Below are 19,576 nucleotides of genomic sequence, written 5' to 3' on the forward strand. Positions count from 1 at the left end.
AAAAATTCTTTGTGTTCTTTGTGGGCTGTTTCCTCCGTGCACTTTGTGGTTTCGGCTGTTAAAGGTGGAATTAAATTAATACTGAGTGGTTTATCGAAAAGATTGAATTAAGTTTATGACTTTTACTTTTTTCTAAAATTGACATTATTTAAACAGCCGAAACCACGGAGCAACACAGAGGAAATACACACAAAGGTCACGGAGAATTTCGGCTAAAATTGTTATTTATTGTGATTAATTTTCAATAAATTGTATAATTAAATTTTTTCGAAAAATTCTTTGTGTTCTTTGTGGGCTGTTTCCTCCGTGCACTTTGTGGTTTCGGCTGTTAAAGGTGGAATTAAATTAATACTGAGTGGTTTATCGAAAAGATTGAATTAAGTTTATGACTTTTCTTTTTCTAAATTGACATTATTTAAATAAAAAAAGCCACTAAAAAACGCAAAGATTATTTTACAATCTACTTAGCGTTCCTTAGTGGCCTTCGCGACTCCGCGGTTATGGCTGTTAAATAATGAGATTAATTTGATTTTAATCACTCATCTCTCATCACTCATCCCTCATCACATTACCATAATCTTCTGAGAAACAGTTTGTTCACCACTTATTAAGGTTACGATATAAAGTCCGGTGCAAATGATTCCAAGTTTAAATCAATTTTATTAGTGGAGTTATAATTGCGTGTGATTAATTGTTTGCCATGTGAATCAGACACCTGAACCAAAACCGGCTCGATGAAGTATATTCAATACGCAATACCGATGTAACAGGATTAGGATATACATTTAAGCTGGAAGCCAATTCCTGATTTATTGATGTGCTGGCATATTTATTTTTTGCAAATTGCGAATTATCACAAACAATTTCAGAAACTAAACTTGGAATAAATCCGGATACATACGTATCGGTTAAGGTATTTATCGCAACCATTTTAAGCAAATTGGTAGTGTCGATGGCTGCAATTAAATACTTGCTGGTATTTTGATCAAAACAAGACGAGCCACCTACGTAGTATGGGAATTCAGCTAAATCGACACGGTTAATAATATCACCGGTTACTGTATTTATTTCAATAACATATCTTCCACTGAAATTAAATAACGTGTCGTAAGTATCATTTAAAGCGAATAATTTATCATTCTCATTATCATAATTAACACCAAAAATATTATTTATTGGTGCTGTAGTATTTAAAATAGTTCTTGTATATGAAAAAACACTATCTCTCACCGAAATGGCATATAAACCTATAGCAGGATCATTCGTGTAGCCTACATAGTAAATAATACCATTGTTGGAATCAAAACCAATTGCATCAGTAACAATACCAATCACGCCGGGCTCATTAATAATACCAATTAAACTATCTTCATTCGTGTTCACATTTAATTCGTAAATGCTGATATTTTCATCCGTTTCCATAATGAGGTTATACATTTTTCCGGTGCTCATATCAAATTCTGATATATTGGAATATGCAGAACCATCAACAAGATTTTCTTCAGCAGTTCCCGAATTAAAAGAATACAAACCCGAACTGTCGCCCGAAATTCCCGTTAAATAATAATTCGCATTGTATGCATCAAATGCTGATGAAGAAAAATAATAACCATCCAATAATGATGGTGTTACAGTTACCGACAAAGAATCAAACGCCTCCCACTGAACAACGTCAATTTTAGCAGTTGAATCGTTAACGGAAGCTCCGATAAGGGTGATTTGTGCACTTACAGCGGCATTGAGGACAAAAACAGCCGCTAGGCTAAGTATTAGTTTTTTCATGATTCTAAGTTTAGTCTCCTAACACCGGGAAGGCGGGATTGTTCACGTTTGGCATACTTTTCTTTATTAACAAGGGTTTTAAGCCCGTCTCCCGGGGTTTGTTGTCGTGGAGTTTCCAACTCCAGACGCCACCCCGGTCTCTGACCGCATTAAACGAGCGATCCCAAATTACCTGCAAGTAGAATCTAATGGAATTTCAATTTTTCAAAATTCCTTTTGCAAAATGCGAAATTTTGTAACTACGGCTTTACCCCAAAAATTCGTGCATAAGGTTTCACCACCTTTTTTATAATCCGAAAAAATATCGGTGGCGGACCTGCAGGAACAGAGTCGAACAATTCATCCAACACACAAATTTTTGCAAACATTTTTAATGTAAGCCCATTCGATTGCATTAATGGATATAACTGATCAAGCGAATAAACAAATTCAACAGGCACAAAATCTTCCGGTTTTTCTGAACGCAGCACAACTTCGTTATTGGTAGTATTCCACATTTTATGGTAAGCCCCTGCGGGAAAATTAATGCGTCCACCTGCACCAACCTGTTCCTCTTTTCCATTTAATTTATAATTCAAAGTGCCACTCACAACACTAATAGTTTCATGCATATGTTCGTGCATATGTTCAGGCGGCCCCGCTGCATGTGGCGCCAAAGTCAGTTCACAAAAAACTTTATTTCCTTCCTGCCGTAAAATTTTTTGGGTAATACCTTCACCCGTTGAGGTATATGTTTGACCCGCCTTAAAATAATTATTCAACTCCGGTTTTTTCAACGGGAATAATAAATTATAAATAACAGGTAAAATTAAAATGCCGCCGATGATATAAAGAATTAACATAACATGTGTGTTTGATAAAGAAAATCAAATATAAACTATAATAACCAAAACATTAAATACCGGCATTTATTTTTTAAAACATTTAATAATTATTGAATATTTTTATTGGAGCATCAACATCCCCCACGCCAGCACAACCCGCACCGGCTTTTCGTTACAACAAACCTCCTAATATAAATTTTTCCAAGTTGTAATAGAGCTCCGTATGAAAATACTGTAGTAATAATGTATTCCTTACTCCCAATCCGGCTGTTAATCAGCACATCAGCACATTAACACATTAGCACATTAGTTCGTTTGTTTTCACTACAATCCGGGCTAGGATATACTTGTATCTAATCTATCACAAAAATTATGGAACCCCGCTGGGGTTCTATCCGATTAGTGGGGGATATTTGTTAAAAATATGCAACCTCTAAAGAGGTTGGTTTTGTGTTTTAGCGAATTTTGGGTTAAACAAGTTACTTTTACCTCATACGGCACGTAAACCTAAAGAGGTTGGTTTTGTGCTTTATCGCATTTTTTTTAAACAAGTCACTCGTGCGTCATCCAACAAGTAAATCTAAAGAGGTTGTTTTTTGCACATTTTTGAAAAAAAAATGGGACTATGTAATACGTGAGGTAAATCTAAAGAGATTGTTTTTTTATGGCATTTTTGAAAAAAAATGTCATGCATGTCTCACCGTTTAGTAAACTTAATCAGTTTATTTAATTGGCATTTTTTGTTAAAAAAATCTCACTCCGTATCATTAAGAAATTAAACGCAAAGTAATTTAATTTACAATCAAAATTATCTTTATTAAACAAATCATAATTGTTCCCACCAGCAATTTTCAACCCCGTTGAAAATTGCTGGTGGCTGTTGTCGTGGAGTTTCCAACTCCAGACGCCACCCCGGTCTCCGACCGCAGTAAATGATAATTTATTTAGGAGCACTAAATAGAATTCACTCTTACTCCACCCTAATCCCCTGCCTGTTTGCTTCACATGCATTGCAATAAAAATTACCATCACAGCCAATTACGCCGGGGCAAGAAGTGTTACAAATATCACCTTTGTGTTCAGCGTGAAATTTGGCATCATAACAACCGGTTGATTCTTTGCTACAGGAAAAAACGAAACAACTTAATATTGTTAAAACAAAGTAGTTGAATATTTTATTAGTTTTTATTAAGTTCATTTTTAATTGGATTTAAATACTACATATTGTTTGTTGGTATTTTAATATCAGTAATTCCGGTTTTGTTTTTGAGTTTATCTACCATCGCAAAAAAACCAACTACGTGTTGGTGACAAATAATTTTTTTATTAGCCGAACGAAGGGTCAGTTGTTGCGAAAATTTGCTGAACTTTATTGAGGTAATTTCATTCAGTGGAATCTCTATTAATTTATTAAACACTGTTCGTTTTGTTACCGCTTCAACCGTAAGCCGAAATTCAACCCTGCGTTGATGAAACACCATAAACCCGCCTGAACCGAAAAAAAATAAAAAAAAGAATAATATTAAACTCCAGTCGCCGGGTTTATAATCGTGTATGCTTAGGCCTATCATAATTAATCCGAGCGCAATAAAAATAAAACCTAAATACCGGTACACATTCGGCATCTTAAATAAATCATCACCCGCTTCGGTTTTAAGGGGTGCCGATGCTGAAGCTTTATTTGCTAATGCAATTACAGCGCCAATTGCTAAAGCCGTGATTATATTTCCAATAATTGAATCCATACATGAATATTATTTAAAACCTAATTTGGTGAGCTGAAAAAATCTAGTTTTCATCAGATTCATTTTTAATTGGATTTACATTCTAAATATAGTGTGTTGTTATTTTAATATCAGTAATTCCGGTTTTGTTTTTGAGTTTTTCTACCATAGCAAAAAAACCAACCACTTGTTGGCGACAAATAATTTTTTTATTAGCCGAACGAATGGTCAGTTGTTGCGAAAATTTGCTGAATTTTATTGAAGTAATTTCATTCAAAGGAATCACTATTAATTTATTAAACACAGTTCGCTTTGTTACAGCTTCCTCCGTAAGCCGAAATTCAACCCTGCGTTGACGAAACACCATAAAACCGCTCGTAACGAAAAAAAATAAAAATACTATTAAACTCCGGTCGCCCGGTTTATAATCCCGTATCCTTAGGCCTGTCATAATTAATGTGAGCGCAATCAAAATAAAACCTAAATACCGCATACATTCGGAATCTTAAATAAATCATCACCCGCCTCGGTTTTAAGGGGTGCCGATGCTGAAGCTTTATTTGCTAATGCAATTACAGCACCAATTCCACCAATTGCTAAAGCCGTAATTATAATTCCAATAATTGATTCCATACGTAAATATAATTTAAAACTTAATTTGGTAAACTGAACAAGCCTCCATACACATATCAATTGCCATCCAAACCAACCATTCCAATAATTGTAGGATAATTGTTATCGGCAATAAAATCAAATTCCGGATCGCGGGCAACTTTCGTTATTTTTTTCTCAGGTTCTTCCGCAATTTTTCAATATCTTTTATCTCATTAATTTTTTCACTGTCCATTTGTAATAATTTAAACGCAATATTTTCTTTACTAACAAAATAAAAGTTGAATCGCCATCACTTTCTTTAAATCCATTGTTAATGGGCGATAAAATATTAACGGTATCACCCGTCTCCTGCGAAACAGCTATGATTTGAACATAATAATCCATATTCTTATTGTAGTTTGGTCCCTGACTGCTATAAATGAGTTTTATAGGCTCTTTATCTTTCAGGGCTTGCTCATCCATATGAAATTTTTCAATATCCCAATATTTATATTGGTTATTGCAACTGATAATTACAAAAACGAATAGCACAAAAACGGTGGCAAATTTTATTTTCATGGTTACAAATTAATACAACTAAGGTATTTTAAAATAAACAAAATTGCAAATGTAAGCTGCCTTGCTTATAAAGCTCCCTTCCCAATCCCGGCATAGTCTAAATCCTGTAACAGGTGCAACTACATGGTTTGTAATTGGTCATATATTTAATATCTTTATAATCATAAACCCGATATGAGCACGTATACTTCCCGCAACAGCAATGTAAATTGCAATCGGTTATCCATTTATGCGATAATTTATTGTTGCTATACATTGTTTTTCCATCCCGTAATATAGCTTATGGCCAACAATTCAACTGGGGCTGGGCCAGTCAGGTGCATGGAAATTACAACGATGAAATTCAAAAAGTGAGCACTAATGCAAAGGGTGAAATGCTTGTTTCAGGAGCGTTCTTTAGTAGTGCCATTCAATGGGGCGATACTATGCTTATAAATCCCTACGAAAATGATGCAGTCGGAGTTTATTTTGGAAAAGTAAATACACAGGGGAATTAAAATGGGCTAATAAAATATTTTGTGCCCCCGGCTACTGGGAAACAGATTTATTTTTTAGAGATGCTGATATAAATAATTTTGGTGAGAGTTTTGTTGCAGGTCATATTACCTACTATGGAATTATGGTTGATACCTTAATTCTTAATGTTGAAGGTGGTGATGATAGTAACAGCGGATTTGCTACACGTTTTGATGCAAACGGAAAAGTATTGTGGGCACACGTTTATGAGAGCGGTTGCGATGTTGCCAATATCATAGCGGATAATTACGGCGGCTTTTATATTACGGGAACCCTAAGATATTATGCGCAAGTCGATTTTGGTGATACCATTTTATATAACCCTTTAACTGAAACTCAGGCTTATATTGCGCATTACAATAGCAATAATGTTGTTGATTGGGCTAAATTAATACAAGGAAATATTAATGAAATTCACGGGCAGTCAATTAAAAATGACGAAATACTCATTTATGGTGATTATGAATCATATGTAGAGGTTAATCAATTAACCATTGATGATTTCTCAATAACTTGTATGTCGGAAACTGCAAATTGTAGTTTCTGGGGTAAATTAAATATAAAGGGTGAAGTGCAGTGGTTGAACAATGTTGCTGATGAACCAATTACCGTTTATAACCGATTTGAAGTGAAGGACGGTTACAAACAATTTATTTCGTTCGATAGTCCGTACATTACAGTATTGGGCGATACAGTGTATGGTGATGCTGAATATTATTATTCAAATCGCATGTTGTCGTTTGATAAAAATGGATTTTTTTTAGGAGCTGATATAATGCCTCAACAAATTGGGAATGCAGCGAGCCAATTGTATATGGCACCAACCGAAATTGGTATGCTACATTAAATTTAATTGATTCGGTTTCTTGTGGCGAAAATATTATTTATAACACTTCAATCAAATCTGACCCTGTTGTTTTGGAATTAGATGATGCATTCAACGCTATAGATTGTTATCATCAGGAATTGGAATATTCCAGTCATAGTCCTGTAATTAACTGGGACAGATTCGGTAATAAAGTGATGACCGGAAGTTTTAGTGGTGATACACTTCAATTTGGTCCGGATGTTTTAACAAACCTGCAGTTGCGATTTCAATATGATGCATATATCGCTTATGAAAATCGTTGCGATACCGTTTTATCATCTTTAACGTTGCAGGATAATGTGCTTAAAGCACCGGATGGTGTTGGATGGACCTGGTATGTGAACGATAGTTTAATGATGGAACAAACCGGTCAGGTTATTTTGCCCTTGTATTCCGGCTACTATACTGCAAGCGCAACACAAGCTGATGGTTGTGTTAAATGGACAAAACCAATTTGGTTTGATAGTAATATTGAACCCGGTCAAATTTTTATTTATCCGAATCCATCAAGCGGAAATTGCACCATCTTGTTGCCCGAAGTAATTACTTATTGTAATATTTACAATATCTCCGGTCAACTTGTTTATACCTGTTTGCCAAATACAAAAATCACACTCGAATTAAACAATCTGGCATCCGGCACTTATTTTATTAAATCCGGAAATGAGCAGCATGTGTATTCATCAAAATTCATTATCCTTTAAATTATTGGTATGTCAAAATTTACCCTTACAGATTACGCTATTTTTTCTGCCGTTTTTTTACAAACACAAAACCTGCAGGCAGAAGTTATTCATGTTGATATTGAACCGGACGTTGTTTTAGATGATGACGGTGAACTATATCTTTTAGATTTTGATCAGGATGGTAATAATGATTTCAGGTTTGTACACGATCAAGGAGGCTATGCTCCTGATTATGGTTCAGTGAATTTTTATTTTGATCGGGTATTTGCCGGTGTTGTAAATTATAATAATTGGATTGCAGGAACATATTTTACAGTAGGAAGTGTTATGTATAGTTCATTTATGACCTATCGCCCCTACATGATACCGTTTGCATATCCAATCGGTGTAATGTTGAGTTTTCAGGATGGTTATGCTCAACTTGCAGCGGAATTTGTTGTTGATTCGGCCGGTGAATTTTATAATGAAGAAGGAAAGTGGGTAGCAGGAGGCGAAGCATTTTTCGGTATCCGCACAAAACGCGACGAACATTATTATTATGGTTGGATACGCGCCACAGTTGCCGATTCCGCAAAATCAATAGCCCTTCACGATTATGCCTATGAAACAATTGCAGATAAAACCATAATTGCCGGTGATAGTTTAGGCACCATGTCCGTTTCCACATCATCATTGCAACCAATAAATATCACCTGCAACGGAACAACATTATTTATTCAAACAAATGAATCATATAATATTAATCAAACCGAATTAATTATTTATGATTTATCCGGCAAACAAGTTTTTAGCAAACAATTATCCGCAGGCAATCAATCAATTCAACTCCCACTGCAAACCGGAATATATATCGCAACCTGTAATTATAATGGTGATATAATTTCCAAAACAATTTCAATCCTCTAATCCCAAAGGAGCACTAAGCAAATTGTAATAATTGGAGCATCACCATCCCCCACGCCATCAAAATCGTTGCCGGCTTTTCGTTGCAACAAACCTCCTAATATAATTTTTCCAAGTTGTAATAGAGCTCCGTATGAAAATACTGTAGTAATAATGTATTCCTCACTCCCAATCCGCTGTTAATCAGCACATCAGCACATCATCACATTAGCACATTAAGTATGTTTGTTTTCACTACAATCCGGGCTAGGATTTACTTGTATCTATTCTATCACAAAAATTATGGAACCCCGGGGCCTAGGGGTTCTATCCGATTTTAGGGGATATTTGTTAAAAATATGCAACCCCTACCTCATCCGGCAGGTAAATCTAAAGAGGTTGGTGTTGTGCTTTAATGCATTTTTTTTTAAACAAGTCATTCTTGTCATTAGGTGGGTAAACTTAAAAGGGGTCTATTTTAATGTTATATAAAAAAGCAATTAATTTTTGACAAAACTATATACCTTATTAGAAGCTTCTGAATTGAGACGAATAAAATAAATTCCAGTTGGATAATTTTGCACATTTAATTCGTATTGTGTAGCCACAATCGTAGTATGAAAAACAATCTGACCATTTACATTCATAATGGAAAAGCCTGATTCAGCTTTAATTTGGCTACTCCATAATAAGGTTATTTTTCAGTAGTTGGATTTGAGATAGTATAATATCTTCTGTTTCGTAAACTGCAACACCTACTAACCCTTCATCTATTAATAAATTGCAATTATCATCTAAGGAGTTTAATATTTCCGGTGCTCCCGGATAAATATCATCATTGGTGTCATCACAGTCTGTGCTATCAGTTGTATATCCAATCAAAAATACATACAGGTAAAAGAGTCAATTGCAGGATTGCCAAAATCATCATGATCCGCATCTTTGAAAAAATGATATACTGGCAAATCTTCATTTATCAAACCATTGCAATTCTCATCCAGGTTATTACATGTTTCGATACCTCCCGGGGTGAATAAATGAATTTAAATCATTACAATCAGTGCTGTCTGCAATAAACCCCACGGTGCCCGGGCATGCTAAAGTGTCGACTGCTGCATCACCATATGAATCATTATCGAGGTCGGCAAACAGTAATACTTTTTCTGCATCATCATCAATAAGGCCATTGCAGTTATCATCAAATGTATTACATAACTCCGGAGCTCCGGTAAATAAATGAAAATTCATCATTACAATCAGTGCTGTCAAATACATAATTTAAATATGATTCGCATGACAAAATTGTATTATTAGCATCACCATAACCATCTAAATCAAGATCTAAATAATAAAGTGTGTGCATGGCATGCCAATTTAACTATCCAATAATCGCTTGTGGTAAACAAGCCAAGATTATCTTCAGATTTATCACCGTAAGCATCAGAATTCGAATACCCGCCTAATATATATCCACCATCAATCGTTGATGCACCTGAATAAATATAGTCAATTTCACCGCTTCTGATTATATCTTTGCCACTCAATTATTTGTCCGGTAGAATCTAATTTTAGTATCCAATAGTCGATACCCCAAACGCCACCTTCCATATCGCAACCACCGGGGAACTTGAATAACCAGTTAAAAATAACCGCCATCATCTGTTTGTTCAATATTTCTTAAGTAATCTTCATATCCTGCGCCAATGTCATTTTTGCCACTCAATTTCACCAACAGCGTTTAGTTTACAATCCAGTAATCATATCCATAATAACCGCCAATACAAGTATTTTCATTTTTATCACCGGATATATCCTGAAGTTGAATATCCACCTAAAATATATCCACCATCCTGAGTTTGTTCAAGATCAAATAAATAATCCGGAACGTTGCCTCCAATAGTATTCTGCCATTCAATATCACCAATCGAATCAATTTTATAACCCAATAATCTATGTCTTCATACATTACTATACATTCACACCCAAGATTATAAAAGGGATATTCCCGCCAACAGATGGTTCCGTTTTATTCCCTCGATATTTCGGATGAGGAATATCCGCCAATAATATATCCACGTCGTCTGTAATTTCAAGACTTGTCAGGTGTTCATCATCATTTGCCGCCAAACGTTTTATCCCACAAAACATCACCAACAGCATTTAATCTGACAATCCAATAATCATTAATTCCAAATCCTCCTCGGTTTTATCTCCTGAAATATTTGAAGAAGATTCACCACCAAGAATAAATCCGCCATCTGCAGTTTCACGTATACACTTTAGTTCATCCCGCGCAGTGCCACCAATTGTGTTTTGCCATAATATATTACCTGCTGTATCCAGTTTTAATATCCAATAGTCTGCATCTCCAATGTTCGCTTCAGTTTTATCACCGAAACACCTGGTTGAGTATCCGCCAACAATGTAACAGCTATCATGCGTAATCTCAACACAATTTAAATAATCTGACCCCGATCCACCAATGGTATTGTCCCATTCAACTTCACCCCATGGTGTCAACTTTACAACCCAGAAATCGCCCCAGGAGCCACCCATAAAGGCCTCGGTTTTGTCAGCGCCTACTTCCGACCACGATATACCTCCGGCAATATAACCGCCATCAAAACTTTGTTTAATACAATTTAATCTGTCATCACTGGTGCCGCCTATTGAGTTTTCCCACTCAATTTCCGGGGCCTGTGCCAACGCAGTTCCCATGTAAAGCAGGGAGCATACGGTTAAAATAAATAAAGTGAATAAGATATTTTTCATAGGGTATTTAACTTCAAAAATAATTAATCTAAAGGTGTTTTAGGTATAATTTTAATTGATGATACTATTTCATCACTTCTATATCGTAGCATCTTTTTCGCTGTTAAAATATAAATTGAACAAATAAATACCACCGCTGAACATGGTTTGACCAGTCAATACAATCGGTAATAACATAAAACCAAGGCAATAAGATAGGAGCGGAATTTTTGTAAAACTTTTCATTGTTGTGTTTTTGGTTTAATAAAGGTATAATATATTGATCAAATATTACTATAGATTTGGGTAAATTCAACGTGTGGCATTAGTTACATAATGAAATCAATTGCTTTTATTAATATTTTATTGAAGTTTATAGTGGTGTGGGTTTATAAATTATTTTTGGAGCATCACCATCCCCCACGCCATCAAAATCGTTTCCGGCTTTTCGTTACAACAAACCTCTTAATATAATTTTTTCGTTGTATGAGCCCTAAAAAACAGGTAATAATGTATGCTCACACCGGCTGTTAATCAGCATATCAGCACATCATCACATTAGCACATTAAATATGTTTGTTTTCACTACAATCCGGCTAGGATTTACTTATATCTAATCTATCACAAAATTATGGAACCCCTTTAGGGGTTCTATCCGATTTTTAGGGGGGATTTTTGTTAAAAATATGCAACCCCTACCTCATCCGGCAGGTAAATCTAAAGAGGTTGGTGTTGTGCTTTAACGCATTTTTTTTTAACAAGTCACTCTTGCATCATTCGGCAAGTAAATCTAAAGAGATTGTTTTATGGCATTTTTTGTTAAAAAAATGTCACTATTGTAAATCGCGAGGTAAATCTAATGAGGTTGTTTTTATGGCATTTTTGAAAAAAAAATTCATACATGTCTCACCGTTTAGTAAACTAACTCAGTTTATTTAATTTGGTATTTTTTGTTAAAAAAATGTCACTCAGTATCATTAAGAAATTAAACGCAAAGTAATTTAATTTACAATCAAAATTATCTTTATTAAACAAATCATAATTGTTTTACCAGCAATTTTCAACCCCGTTGAAAATTGCTGGTTGCTGCTTCGTGGAGTTTCTAACTCCAGACGCCACCCGGTCTCCGACCGCAGTAAATCGGTGCCGCGAAATGAACAATAAAAATCACTTCCAAAATGAAATTAATAATTACCGAATCCGATTTAACCAATGAACCCCTCATCACTCATCATCTCATCCTCATCCTAACCCACAACTGATATATGTTTTGGTGAACCTAACCCACCGCGTTCTTGCCACGTTATTGAAGCATGTAAACCCGCAATTTCTAAAAATCCATTCGTCTCACCAAAAATAGCTTCGCCAAACGATTGTGTTAAAAAACGAATTGCAACAACATTATCAATTTTATCTACTTTTAATTGACTGATATAATTTGGAATTTCTGTTTTTATGGCATCAAATAAATCCATATGTTCATGACTGCGAATTTCAGTTTCAAATCCATTTAACGACGGACTGTTAAACCGAAGATGCAGGCAATATTCAACTTTCAAAATCAGTTTTTTGTATTTCCAAGTTTCAGTATGTAATTCATTTCTTCCCAATTATAATAATCAATCAACATTCAGGCATCTTGTTTCATCCAGATTAACCGAAATGATATCACTATCATGAAAGTTCAATTGGTCTAAAATTAAATTAAAATTTTCCATGGGTGGTGCATTTGGTTTTGGTGTTGTTTCGTGGTTTAATAATTTGAAACTATGTCGAAATTAAATAATAAAACGCAAAACCCTGTAACCTTTGGAGCGAATTGATTTGTTATTTTAAATGTATCACTTCCAATACGAATGAGTTAAACCATCCCATGTCCGAGCAGGCTTCTTGCGCCCCAAAAAAATAAAAAAACCGCAAAACCCTGCGACATTTAGGAAACGGAATTGCGCTATTACTAAAATATATCACATGGAGTATCTTGAGGTTAAGCCATCAGCGTTTGTAACAGTTATTCAATAAATAATTTATTTGTTGCAAAAGCCTTGCCGTTTTGATTAAGTTTTATTAAATAAAGACCAGAAGCTAGTAAACTGCAATCGATGGTTATAGAATTACTTGTAATATCATATTGCCCAACTTTATGACCATCATAAGTAAATATTTCAATGAATGCATTTGAATAATTTATTAAATTCGTTTCGAAATTTAAAACTAACTTTGATCCTGATTGAGTTATTTGGAATTCAACTTCCGAATTATTTTCTATTTGAGTGTTGGTTGGCATCACAAAGAACCATCAGAATAATAACAACCAATGTCAAAATAATAGGTGTAAAGGGGAGACATAACAAACACCATAATATGTTTCCACCAGGAATTAATGCATCTCCATAAATATCCTTTTCCAAACCAACAAGAGCAATAGTATAAGAATCGGCTCCTGTGGCGGGCACATCAATATACGACAAAGTATCTATTACATCAGTAATATCAAAATAGGTTCATAATCCGAGATAATGCTGCGATAAAGAATATCTGAAGGTTTAACATCATCATCGGAGAATGTCATTTCTATGCCACCTAATCCTAAAGTTGCATCGTAAGTATGATATGTAATATTACCACCAATATGACACCAACTATTCGAAACAGTTGTCCACTTACTCGGACTTGACAAACTTAAATTACTTGTATCACCCGGTGGCGGTATTACCATGTATAAAAAAATATAGTCTTTGAAGGTATCGAATGTAGATCCATCAATGGTGAGCAATGTTTCAGGAAGCTGATGTGTTATATAATATGGCTCCACACCTCCGCCCATAGAAAATTCAGCATAACGATCAGGACTAAGTGCAAGTGCAGCCGCAACATTAAAACTAATTAGATTAGCCGGATTATCGATAGCAAAATGCGCAACTTATAATCTTCGTAACCCGAATAATAAGGTCTGGTAAATCCAAATTCATTGAATGAGTCGGCATCATTCATATTTACCAATTTTAAGTTGAAGTTTTTATTAATATTTCCCGGATCGCAGGTAATAGGGGCATCCGGTATTTGATACAGCGTATTCATATATGTCAATTGGAACTCCCGGGCCAACATAACAATCGTTTACAGCAATGTCATGTGAACTCAATCTAAGCCACCCAAAATGTGTAGAATCTTCAATATTAAGTTTTAGCCCAATAAAAGTTGTTTCGCCTCCAATCCAGGTAGCATCTGCATCACAACCTGACCACCATGATACTGAAATAAAACGATATAATCGTAATGTTTCAACTGATGACCAATCGAGTGCATCCGAAATTAGCGCACCATAGTTAAACCCATCAGCAAATGAACTATCTGCTGCTATTGCTATTACATCACCAAATATATGAATATCCACTTCATCATAATAGAAGTCGTAGTTATAATACAACATTACATCGTCAATGCCATTTGCATTAATATCAATATAAACGCTATCATCATGGCTATATGGAGAAATATTTGTGATACGTATATCCGGTTCCGGATTAGTAAGCATAACTTGTCCGCGCAAATTTGTTGTGCCCAATAAAGCTAGGGCAGAAGCGGAATATTCTAAATATCTTGGTTTCATTTGTATGGGGTTTTTATTTTATAGGTTGCTGTTTTAAATCATCATAATTTTTTTTACAAAATTTTTCCCTTCTTGATTTATTACTACTAAATAATTTCCATTAGTGTGCAAAGGAATTTGTGTATGAAGCATTTCAATATTACCCGTGTAAATTAATTTTCCAGTAATATCAAAAATTTCCATTGTTGTATTTGTATGTAATTGTGTCAGGTCAATAATAATATTCGACGCGCTGCAATAAATGTTTACACCGGATAAAATATTTTCGTTGATGTCAACATGTCCTCCCGCTTTATCGGCCGTTTCAACTGCCCAATCACAAAATGTTTCATAGGCGAAATCTTTAATTACAAATTGCTCGTTTGAGTCCACAACCGCACATCTAATCCAACCATAATGCAAACAGTCATGCTCATCGTAAAATTGAATACCGGCGTATCGGTCCTCACCGTGTAATAAATTATAATTCCACGGATTAATCAAATTGGAATAAAACCAACCACCAATTGGAGCATAAGAAGTAGCAGTAACTCCTCTTTCTTTATATGCAATATGTGCCTGACTGGTATCCACATGATTAAATGCATACATATTAACCCATTCCCATGACTCGAGTGGTTTTAAACCTGCAAAAGAATATACCGTACCCTTAGAGGTAGATGTAACAAATTGTGTTACCATCGCATTATTGCCAAAATAAAGCGCATGCATATTTATAACTGAATCCAGTATAGAGGAAAACGAATATGATTCGTAATAACCACCCCATACAGCATACTTACCTGTATGCACCGAAAAACGAAAATCATATATTCCGTTCAAATCCAGGTCGAGGTCAAAGTCAACATCATTTTCCAATACAATATCAGGAACAATGTCTGTGTACACAATTTCTGCTTCAACATTGTTTTTTGCGAATAAAAACGAAGCCGCCATTAGGGAATAAGCGGTCAATTTGTCGTGTTTCATGATATGGAAATTAAGTTAAAGTTAATAAATTCCAATTATTGTTCAAAATAATTATTCGAATAATTTCCACAATGAGCCGTGATTTTAACCCATTGGGTATAGGCTAAAAAGGCTCTTTAAATACTCCGAATTTATAATATCAACCAAAATTTTTGAAGCATCACCATCCCCCACGCCAACAAAATCGTTGCCGGCTATACGTTGCAACAAACCGCAATTAAATTTATGTTCAAAACCGGCTGTTTAATCAGCACATCAACACATTAGCACATCAGCACATTAATTGGTTTGTTTCCACTACAATCCGGGCTAGGATTTACTTGTATCTATTCTATCACAAAAATTATGGAACCCCTGCCTAATCGGTAGGTAAACCTAAAGGGGTTCAACATTCCTTTGATTGGCATTAGGAGGCTAAAAATATTCAACCCTTAAAGAGGTTCAACCCCGTTGAAAATTGCAGTTGCTGTTGTCGTGGTGTGTCTCGCCTCTAGGTGCTAAATCGGTTTCTCGACTAATTTAATATGTTGCAAACATTTTAATAAATACAACATATTTTATTGCTTAATAACTCGTTTGGTATAATACCGTCCATCCCCAAATGCGATTTTTATAAAATAAATGCCGGCTGCAAAATTGGTAATATCAATTGAGGCTTGTGAACCATTAATCGGTTGGGTCATAATGATATCGCCTACAAGATTTACAATCGAAATTTCATTTGCATCGGCAACTCCTGAAATATGAAAAATGCCGGAACCCGGATTTGGTGTTATGGCAATTAAAGCATTTATGTTATCATCAATATTAACTATTGCTGCTTCAGTAATTAATATTCTGCTGTAATAAACATCCTCTTCCCCATTTAATGTATTTGACCATGCTAAATGTGCGCCTTTATCATCGGAAGTCATATCAAAATAATCACCCATTTTATTTTGTGAGGGATAACCGACATGCGGATCAAATGATGAAGATAATTTCATATTTGCCGACCATGTTTCACCCTGATCAACAGAATAACAATAATAGAGTGACGAATAATCATCACCACCACCATCGCGGGTGTCGAGCCATATAACATCTATTCTGCCATTTGGTGCTACCGACATGGTACCAAACCAATGTGTATTGCCATCATTTTTTTCATCGTTAATCCAAATAGGATCTGTAAATGTTAGACCCCCATCAATGCTTTTTGCAAAAGCCACATCACCTTCATCCGGACCACTGTAAGGAGCAACCGAAGCTAAAACATAAATATTTCCATGTCCGGGTCCGCCTGAGCGATCAATATCAATATTTGCCTGTCCTAATAATCCTTCTGGATTAATACCACCAAATCCACCCAAATTGCCATTTAAATCCACAAATACCGGTGCATCCCATTCAATAGTTGCACCCGGAATTTGCGCATTAACCGAACGCGTAACTGTTAACGTTGTTGAAATTCCGCCACCGACCACATATAAATATCCATCGGCATCAACTGCCGGCATACCGTAATAAGGCTCAGCTTCAATATATTCACATGATTCATAACTTGCGTTGCCATCTGTTGAGCGTGTAAAATTCCCGTAGGTACATGCAGTATAATCAACCGTCCAATTGGTATAAATATTTCCGCTACCTACGCCGTTAGTGCGGTCAATGGCCATCCATTGTTTATCACCACCATAGGCATATGTGCCCGCATCCCAGGTGGCGCCACCATTTGTGCTTTTGTACACATCACATTCCCAATCGGGGTAAGGTGTGAGACTATTGTAATAAAAATTGCCCTGCAAATCATAATCTAAAACAGGGTCCGAACGGAAATTACCTTCATCAATTATCGACATATTCCATGTAGCCCCTCCGTCATTCGAATATGACCAACCCGCTTGTCTGAAATTACTTGCTATATCATCAAATTGCCGCCATCCAATTGCAATATGTAAAGTGTCGTTAATATCAATGGCAATGCTGGGTTCATTTGCCGCATCATCAACAATATTTGACGCCGCATCATTCAAATTCACCTGCATGGTTCTAATGGAAACAATAACAGTATCACCTTCTACAATACGTTGCTCAAAAAAAGGAGCAGTCGTTTTTTTATTATCCCACCTGTTGCGCAGGTAAGGGCTCTGAAGGCTTTCATTTTCAAATTTTTGTTCATTTGCGCGTATGGTAGTTTGCGCAAATAGTTGCGGTGACTGCACTAGTGCCAAAGCAATAGCAGTAGCTAAAATTGTTTTCATGGTGGAAATTTAAAACTAATTTATGTCATAATTGTTACGACATATTTCAAAAGATGAAAATATATAAATTTTCGTTGCATTAATAAATCAGCAACCATATAAAGAATACAATTATCCCAAATCATTTTCATTTTTTAAATTTTGCACTGCTGATGCCTGTAATTGTGTTTCTCTGTCTTTCGATTTCCGCGTTAGGTTCTTGTACCCCAAAAAACACATCCGCTAAAAAATACATCATCCAAAAAAACCTTCGCGCCCTTTGCGTGCTTAGCGATAAACACGCACCCCAAAAAAATAAAACACCGCAAAACCCTGCGAACATACACCTAAAATTTATACTTAATTGGAATACTTAAATCAGTATGTTTTGGAGCATCAACATCCCCCACGCCATCAAAATCGTTGCCGGCTTTTCGTTGCAACAAACCTTCTAATTAAAATTTTTCCAAGTTGTAATGGAGCTCAACCTAAAGGGGTTCTAACTGATTTCAGGGGGATTCTTTTGTTAAAAATATGCAACCCCTGCCTAAGCGGTAGGTAAATCTAAAGAGGTTGGTTTTGTGTTTTAGCGCATTTTATTTTTAAACAAGTCACTTGTGCGTTATTCGGCAAGTAAATCTAAAGAGGTTGGTTTTTTTGGCATTTTTTGTTAAAAAAAATGTCACGCTTGTTTCGCCGGGTAGGTAAACCTAAAGAGCTTGGTTTTTTTGGAATTTTTTATTAAAAAAATGTCACGCTTGTATCTCCACGAAAGTAAACGCAAAGTAATTTAATTTACAATCAAAATTATCAGTATCTACTAAATCATAATTGTTCCCAACTGCAATTTTCAACCCCGTTGAAAATTGCAGTTGCTTGTTGTCGTGGAGTTTCCAACTCCAGACGCCACACCGGTCTCCGACCGCAGTAAATGCGCGATGCAAAATGGATAATAAAAATAACTTCCAAATTGTAATTAATAATTACCGAACTCGAATTAAACACAGAACCACTCATCACTCATCATTCATCATTCATACCCAGCACTCATCCTACTCTCTAATTGATATATGTTTCGGTGAACTTAAATAATCAGGTTCTTCCCAGGTTATTGAAGCGTTTAATCCTGCAATTTCTAAAAAGCCAAAATTTTCGCCGAAAATTTCTTCTCCATAGGAATGAGTTAAAAATCTAATTGCAATTGCATTTTCTTTTTTGTCCTCATTTAATCCTTTGAGGTAATTGGGGAGTTCTTTAATAATTAAATCAAATAATTCCAAACATTCATGACTATGGATTTCTGTGTCAAATGCGCCTAATCCCGGACTATGAAATCTGAGGTGAAGGCAATTTGTCACCTTTAGAATTAGCTTTTTTGTTATCCATTTATCATCAGAGTCTTCATTTCCTTCCCAATTATAATAATCAATTAAAACAATCAGACTTCCTGTTTCATCAAGATTAACCGATATAATTGTACTATCGTGAAAGTTGAGTTTGTCTAAAATTAAATTAAAATTTTCCATGATATGTAAATTCGGTTGTGTTGTTTTTCGGTAATTTGTA

At 35.4% G+C, this 19,576-nt stretch carries 25 protein-coding genes; 4 read left to right on the forward strand and 21 right to left on the reverse strand.

Annotated elements, in window-relative coordinates:
* Positions 1-687: 687 nt before the first annotated feature.
* The 7 genes from IPI65_04635 to IPI65_04665 form a co-directional block, all read right to left on the reverse strand.
* A complete protein-coding gene (locus IPI65_04635; GenBank protein MBK7440825.1) occupies positions 688-1,782 on the reverse strand; it encodes a hypothetical protein in 1,095 nt (364 codons plus the stop codon).
* Between the two features lie 239 nt (positions 1,783-2,021).
* On the reverse strand, positions 2,022-2,624 hold the full coding sequence (locus IPI65_04640; GenBank protein MBK7440826.1) for a cupin domain-containing protein: 603 nt from the start codon (positions 2,622-2,624) through the stop codon (positions 2,022-2,024).
* Between the two features lie 708 nt (positions 2,625-3,332).
* Complete coding sequence (locus IPI65_04645; protein ID MBK7440827.1) at positions 3,333-3,635, reverse strand: hypothetical protein; 303 nt, start codon at positions 3,633-3,635, stop codon at positions 3,333-3,335.
* A gap of 188 nt (positions 3,636-3,823) precedes the next feature.
* The gene (locus IPI65_04650) at positions 3,824-4,351 is read right to left on the reverse strand and encodes a hypothetical protein (protein ID MBK7440828.1); all 528 of its coding nucleotides are present in this window, start codon (positions 4,349-4,351) and stop codon (positions 3,824-3,826) included.
* 82 nt (positions 4,352-4,433) lie between these two features.
* Complete coding sequence (locus IPI65_04655; protein MBK7440829.1) at positions 4,434-4,634, reverse strand: hypothetical protein; 201 nt, start codon at positions 4,632-4,634, stop codon at positions 4,434-4,436.
* A gap of 176 nt (positions 4,635-4,810) precedes the next feature.
* Positions 4,811-4,963 carry a hypothetical protein gene (locus tag IPI65_04660; GenBank protein MBK7440830.1) on the reverse strand — a complete coding sequence of 51 codons (153 nt, stop codon included), beginning with the start codon at positions 4,961-4,963 and terminating at the stop codon, positions 4,811-4,813.
* Positions 4,964-5,149: 186 nt separating this feature from the next.
* Complete coding sequence (locus IPI65_04665; GenBank protein MBK7440831.1) at positions 5,150-5,503, reverse strand: hypothetical protein; 354 nt, start codon at positions 5,501-5,503, stop codon at positions 5,150-5,152.
* Between the two features lie 209 nt (positions 5,504-5,712).
* Here IPI65_04665 and IPI65_04670 point away from each other — a divergent pair, with 209 nt between their 5' ends.
* From IPI65_04670 to IPI65_04685, 4 genes are all read left to right on the forward strand, one after another.
* The gene (locus IPI65_04670; GenBank protein ID MBK7440832.1) at positions 5,713-6,000 is read left to right on the forward strand and encodes a hypothetical protein; all 288 of its coding nucleotides are present in this window, start codon (positions 5,713-5,715) and stop codon (positions 5,998-6,000) included.
* Between the two features lie 122 nt (positions 6,001-6,122).
* A complete protein-coding gene (locus tag IPI65_04675; GenBank protein MBK7440833.1) occupies positions 6,123-6,866 on the forward strand; it encodes a hypothetical protein in 744 nt (247 codons plus the stop codon).
* Positions 6,867-6,937: 71 nt separating this feature from the next.
* Entirely contained in the window at positions 6,938-7,591 is a 654-nt protein-coding gene (locus IPI65_04680; GenBank protein MBK7440834.1) for a T9SS type A sorting domain-containing protein, read from the forward strand.
* A 9-nt stretch (positions 7,592-7,600) separates the two neighbouring features.
* Complete coding sequence (locus IPI65_04685) at positions 7,601-8,479, forward strand: T9SS type A sorting domain-containing protein (GenBank protein ID MBK7440835.1); 879 nt, start codon at positions 7,601-7,603, stop codon at positions 8,477-8,479.
* 476 nt (positions 8,480-8,955) lie between these two features.
* Here the strand turns inward: IPI65_04685 and IPI65_04690 are convergent, their stop codons facing one another.
* From IPI65_04690 to IPI65_04755, 14 genes are all read right to left on the reverse strand, one after another.
* On the reverse strand, positions 8,956-9,102 hold the full coding sequence (locus tag IPI65_04690; GenBank protein ID MBK7440836.1) for a T9SS type A sorting domain-containing protein: 147 nt from the start codon (positions 9,100-9,102) through the stop codon (positions 8,956-8,958).
* 31 nt (positions 9,103-9,133) lie between these two features.
* The gene (locus IPI65_04695; protein ID MBK7440837.1) at positions 9,134-9,349 is read right to left on the reverse strand and encodes a putative metal-binding motif-containing protein; all 216 of its coding nucleotides are present in this window, start codon (positions 9,347-9,349) and stop codon (positions 9,134-9,136) included.
* Positions 9,350-9,460: 111 nt separating this feature from the next.
* Positions 9,461-9,724 carry a hypothetical protein gene (locus IPI65_04700; GenBank protein ID MBK7440838.1) on the reverse strand — a complete coding sequence of 88 codons (264 nt, stop codon included), beginning with the start codon at positions 9,722-9,724 and terminating at the stop codon, positions 9,461-9,463.
* Positions 9,725-9,789: 65 nt separating this feature from the next.
* A complete protein-coding gene (locus IPI65_04705) occupies positions 9,790-9,999 on the reverse strand; it encodes a hypothetical protein (protein ID MBK7440839.1) in 210 nt (69 codons plus the stop codon).
* A gap of 255 nt (positions 10,000-10,254) precedes the next feature.
* Positions 10,255-10,401 carry a hypothetical protein gene (locus IPI65_04710; protein MBK7440840.1) on the reverse strand — a complete coding sequence of 49 codons (147 nt, stop codon included), beginning with the start codon at positions 10,399-10,401 and terminating at the stop codon, positions 10,255-10,257.
* 214 nt (positions 10,402-10,615) lie between these two features.
* On the reverse strand, positions 10,616-11,227 hold the full coding sequence (locus tag IPI65_04715; GenBank protein MBK7440841.1) for a hypothetical protein: 612 nt from the start codon (positions 11,225-11,227) through the stop codon (positions 10,616-10,618).
* A 78-nt stretch (positions 11,228-11,305) separates the two neighbouring features.
* Entirely contained in the window at positions 11,306-11,452 is a 147-nt protein-coding gene (locus IPI65_04720) for a hypothetical protein (protein ID MBK7440842.1), read from the reverse strand.
* A 1,001-nt stretch (positions 11,453-12,453) separates the two neighbouring features.
* Entirely contained in the window at positions 12,454-12,765 is a 312-nt protein-coding gene (locus tag IPI65_04725; GenBank protein ID MBK7440843.1) for a hypothetical protein, read from the reverse strand.
* A gap of 452 nt (positions 12,766-13,217) precedes the next feature.
* Positions 13,218-13,496, reverse strand: coding sequence for a T9SS type A sorting domain-containing protein (locus IPI65_04730; protein ID MBK7440844.1), 279 nt, complete (start codon positions 13,494-13,496; stop codon positions 13,218-13,220).
* Positions 13,497-13,685: 189 nt separating this feature from the next.
* Positions 13,686-14,033, reverse strand: a complete 348-nt coding sequence (locus tag IPI65_04735) for a hypothetical protein (protein MBK7440845.1) — start codon at positions 14,031-14,033, stop codon at positions 13,686-13,688.
* A gap of 195 nt (positions 14,034-14,228) precedes the next feature.
* Positions 14,229-14,819 (reverse strand): hypothetical protein, encoded by a 591-nt coding sequence (locus IPI65_04740; GenBank protein ID MBK7440846.1) that lies wholly within the window; start codon positions 14,817-14,819, stop codon positions 14,229-14,231.
* Between the two features lie 33 nt (positions 14,820-14,852).
* Entirely contained in the window at positions 14,853-15,788 is a 936-nt protein-coding gene (locus tag IPI65_04745; GenBank protein MBK7440847.1) for a T9SS type A sorting domain-containing protein, read from the reverse strand.
* A gap of 557 nt (positions 15,789-16,345) precedes the next feature.
* Positions 16,346-18,031, reverse strand: a complete 1,686-nt coding sequence (locus tag IPI65_04750; protein ID MBK7440848.1) for a T9SS type A sorting domain-containing protein — start codon at positions 18,029-18,031, stop codon at positions 16,346-16,348.
* A 1,031-nt stretch (positions 18,032-19,062) separates the two neighbouring features.
* Positions 19,063-19,536: a hypothetical protein gene (locus tag IPI65_04755; protein MBK7440849.1), complete on the reverse strand. Its 474-nt coding sequence runs from the start codon at positions 19,534-19,536 to the stop codon at positions 19,063-19,065.
* Between the last annotated feature and the right edge of the window lie 40 nt (positions 19,537-19,576).

The organism is Bacteroidota bacterium (assembly GCA_016706255.1).
Lineage (GTDB): Bacteria > Bacteroidota > Bacteroidia > Chitinophagales > BACL12 > UBA7236.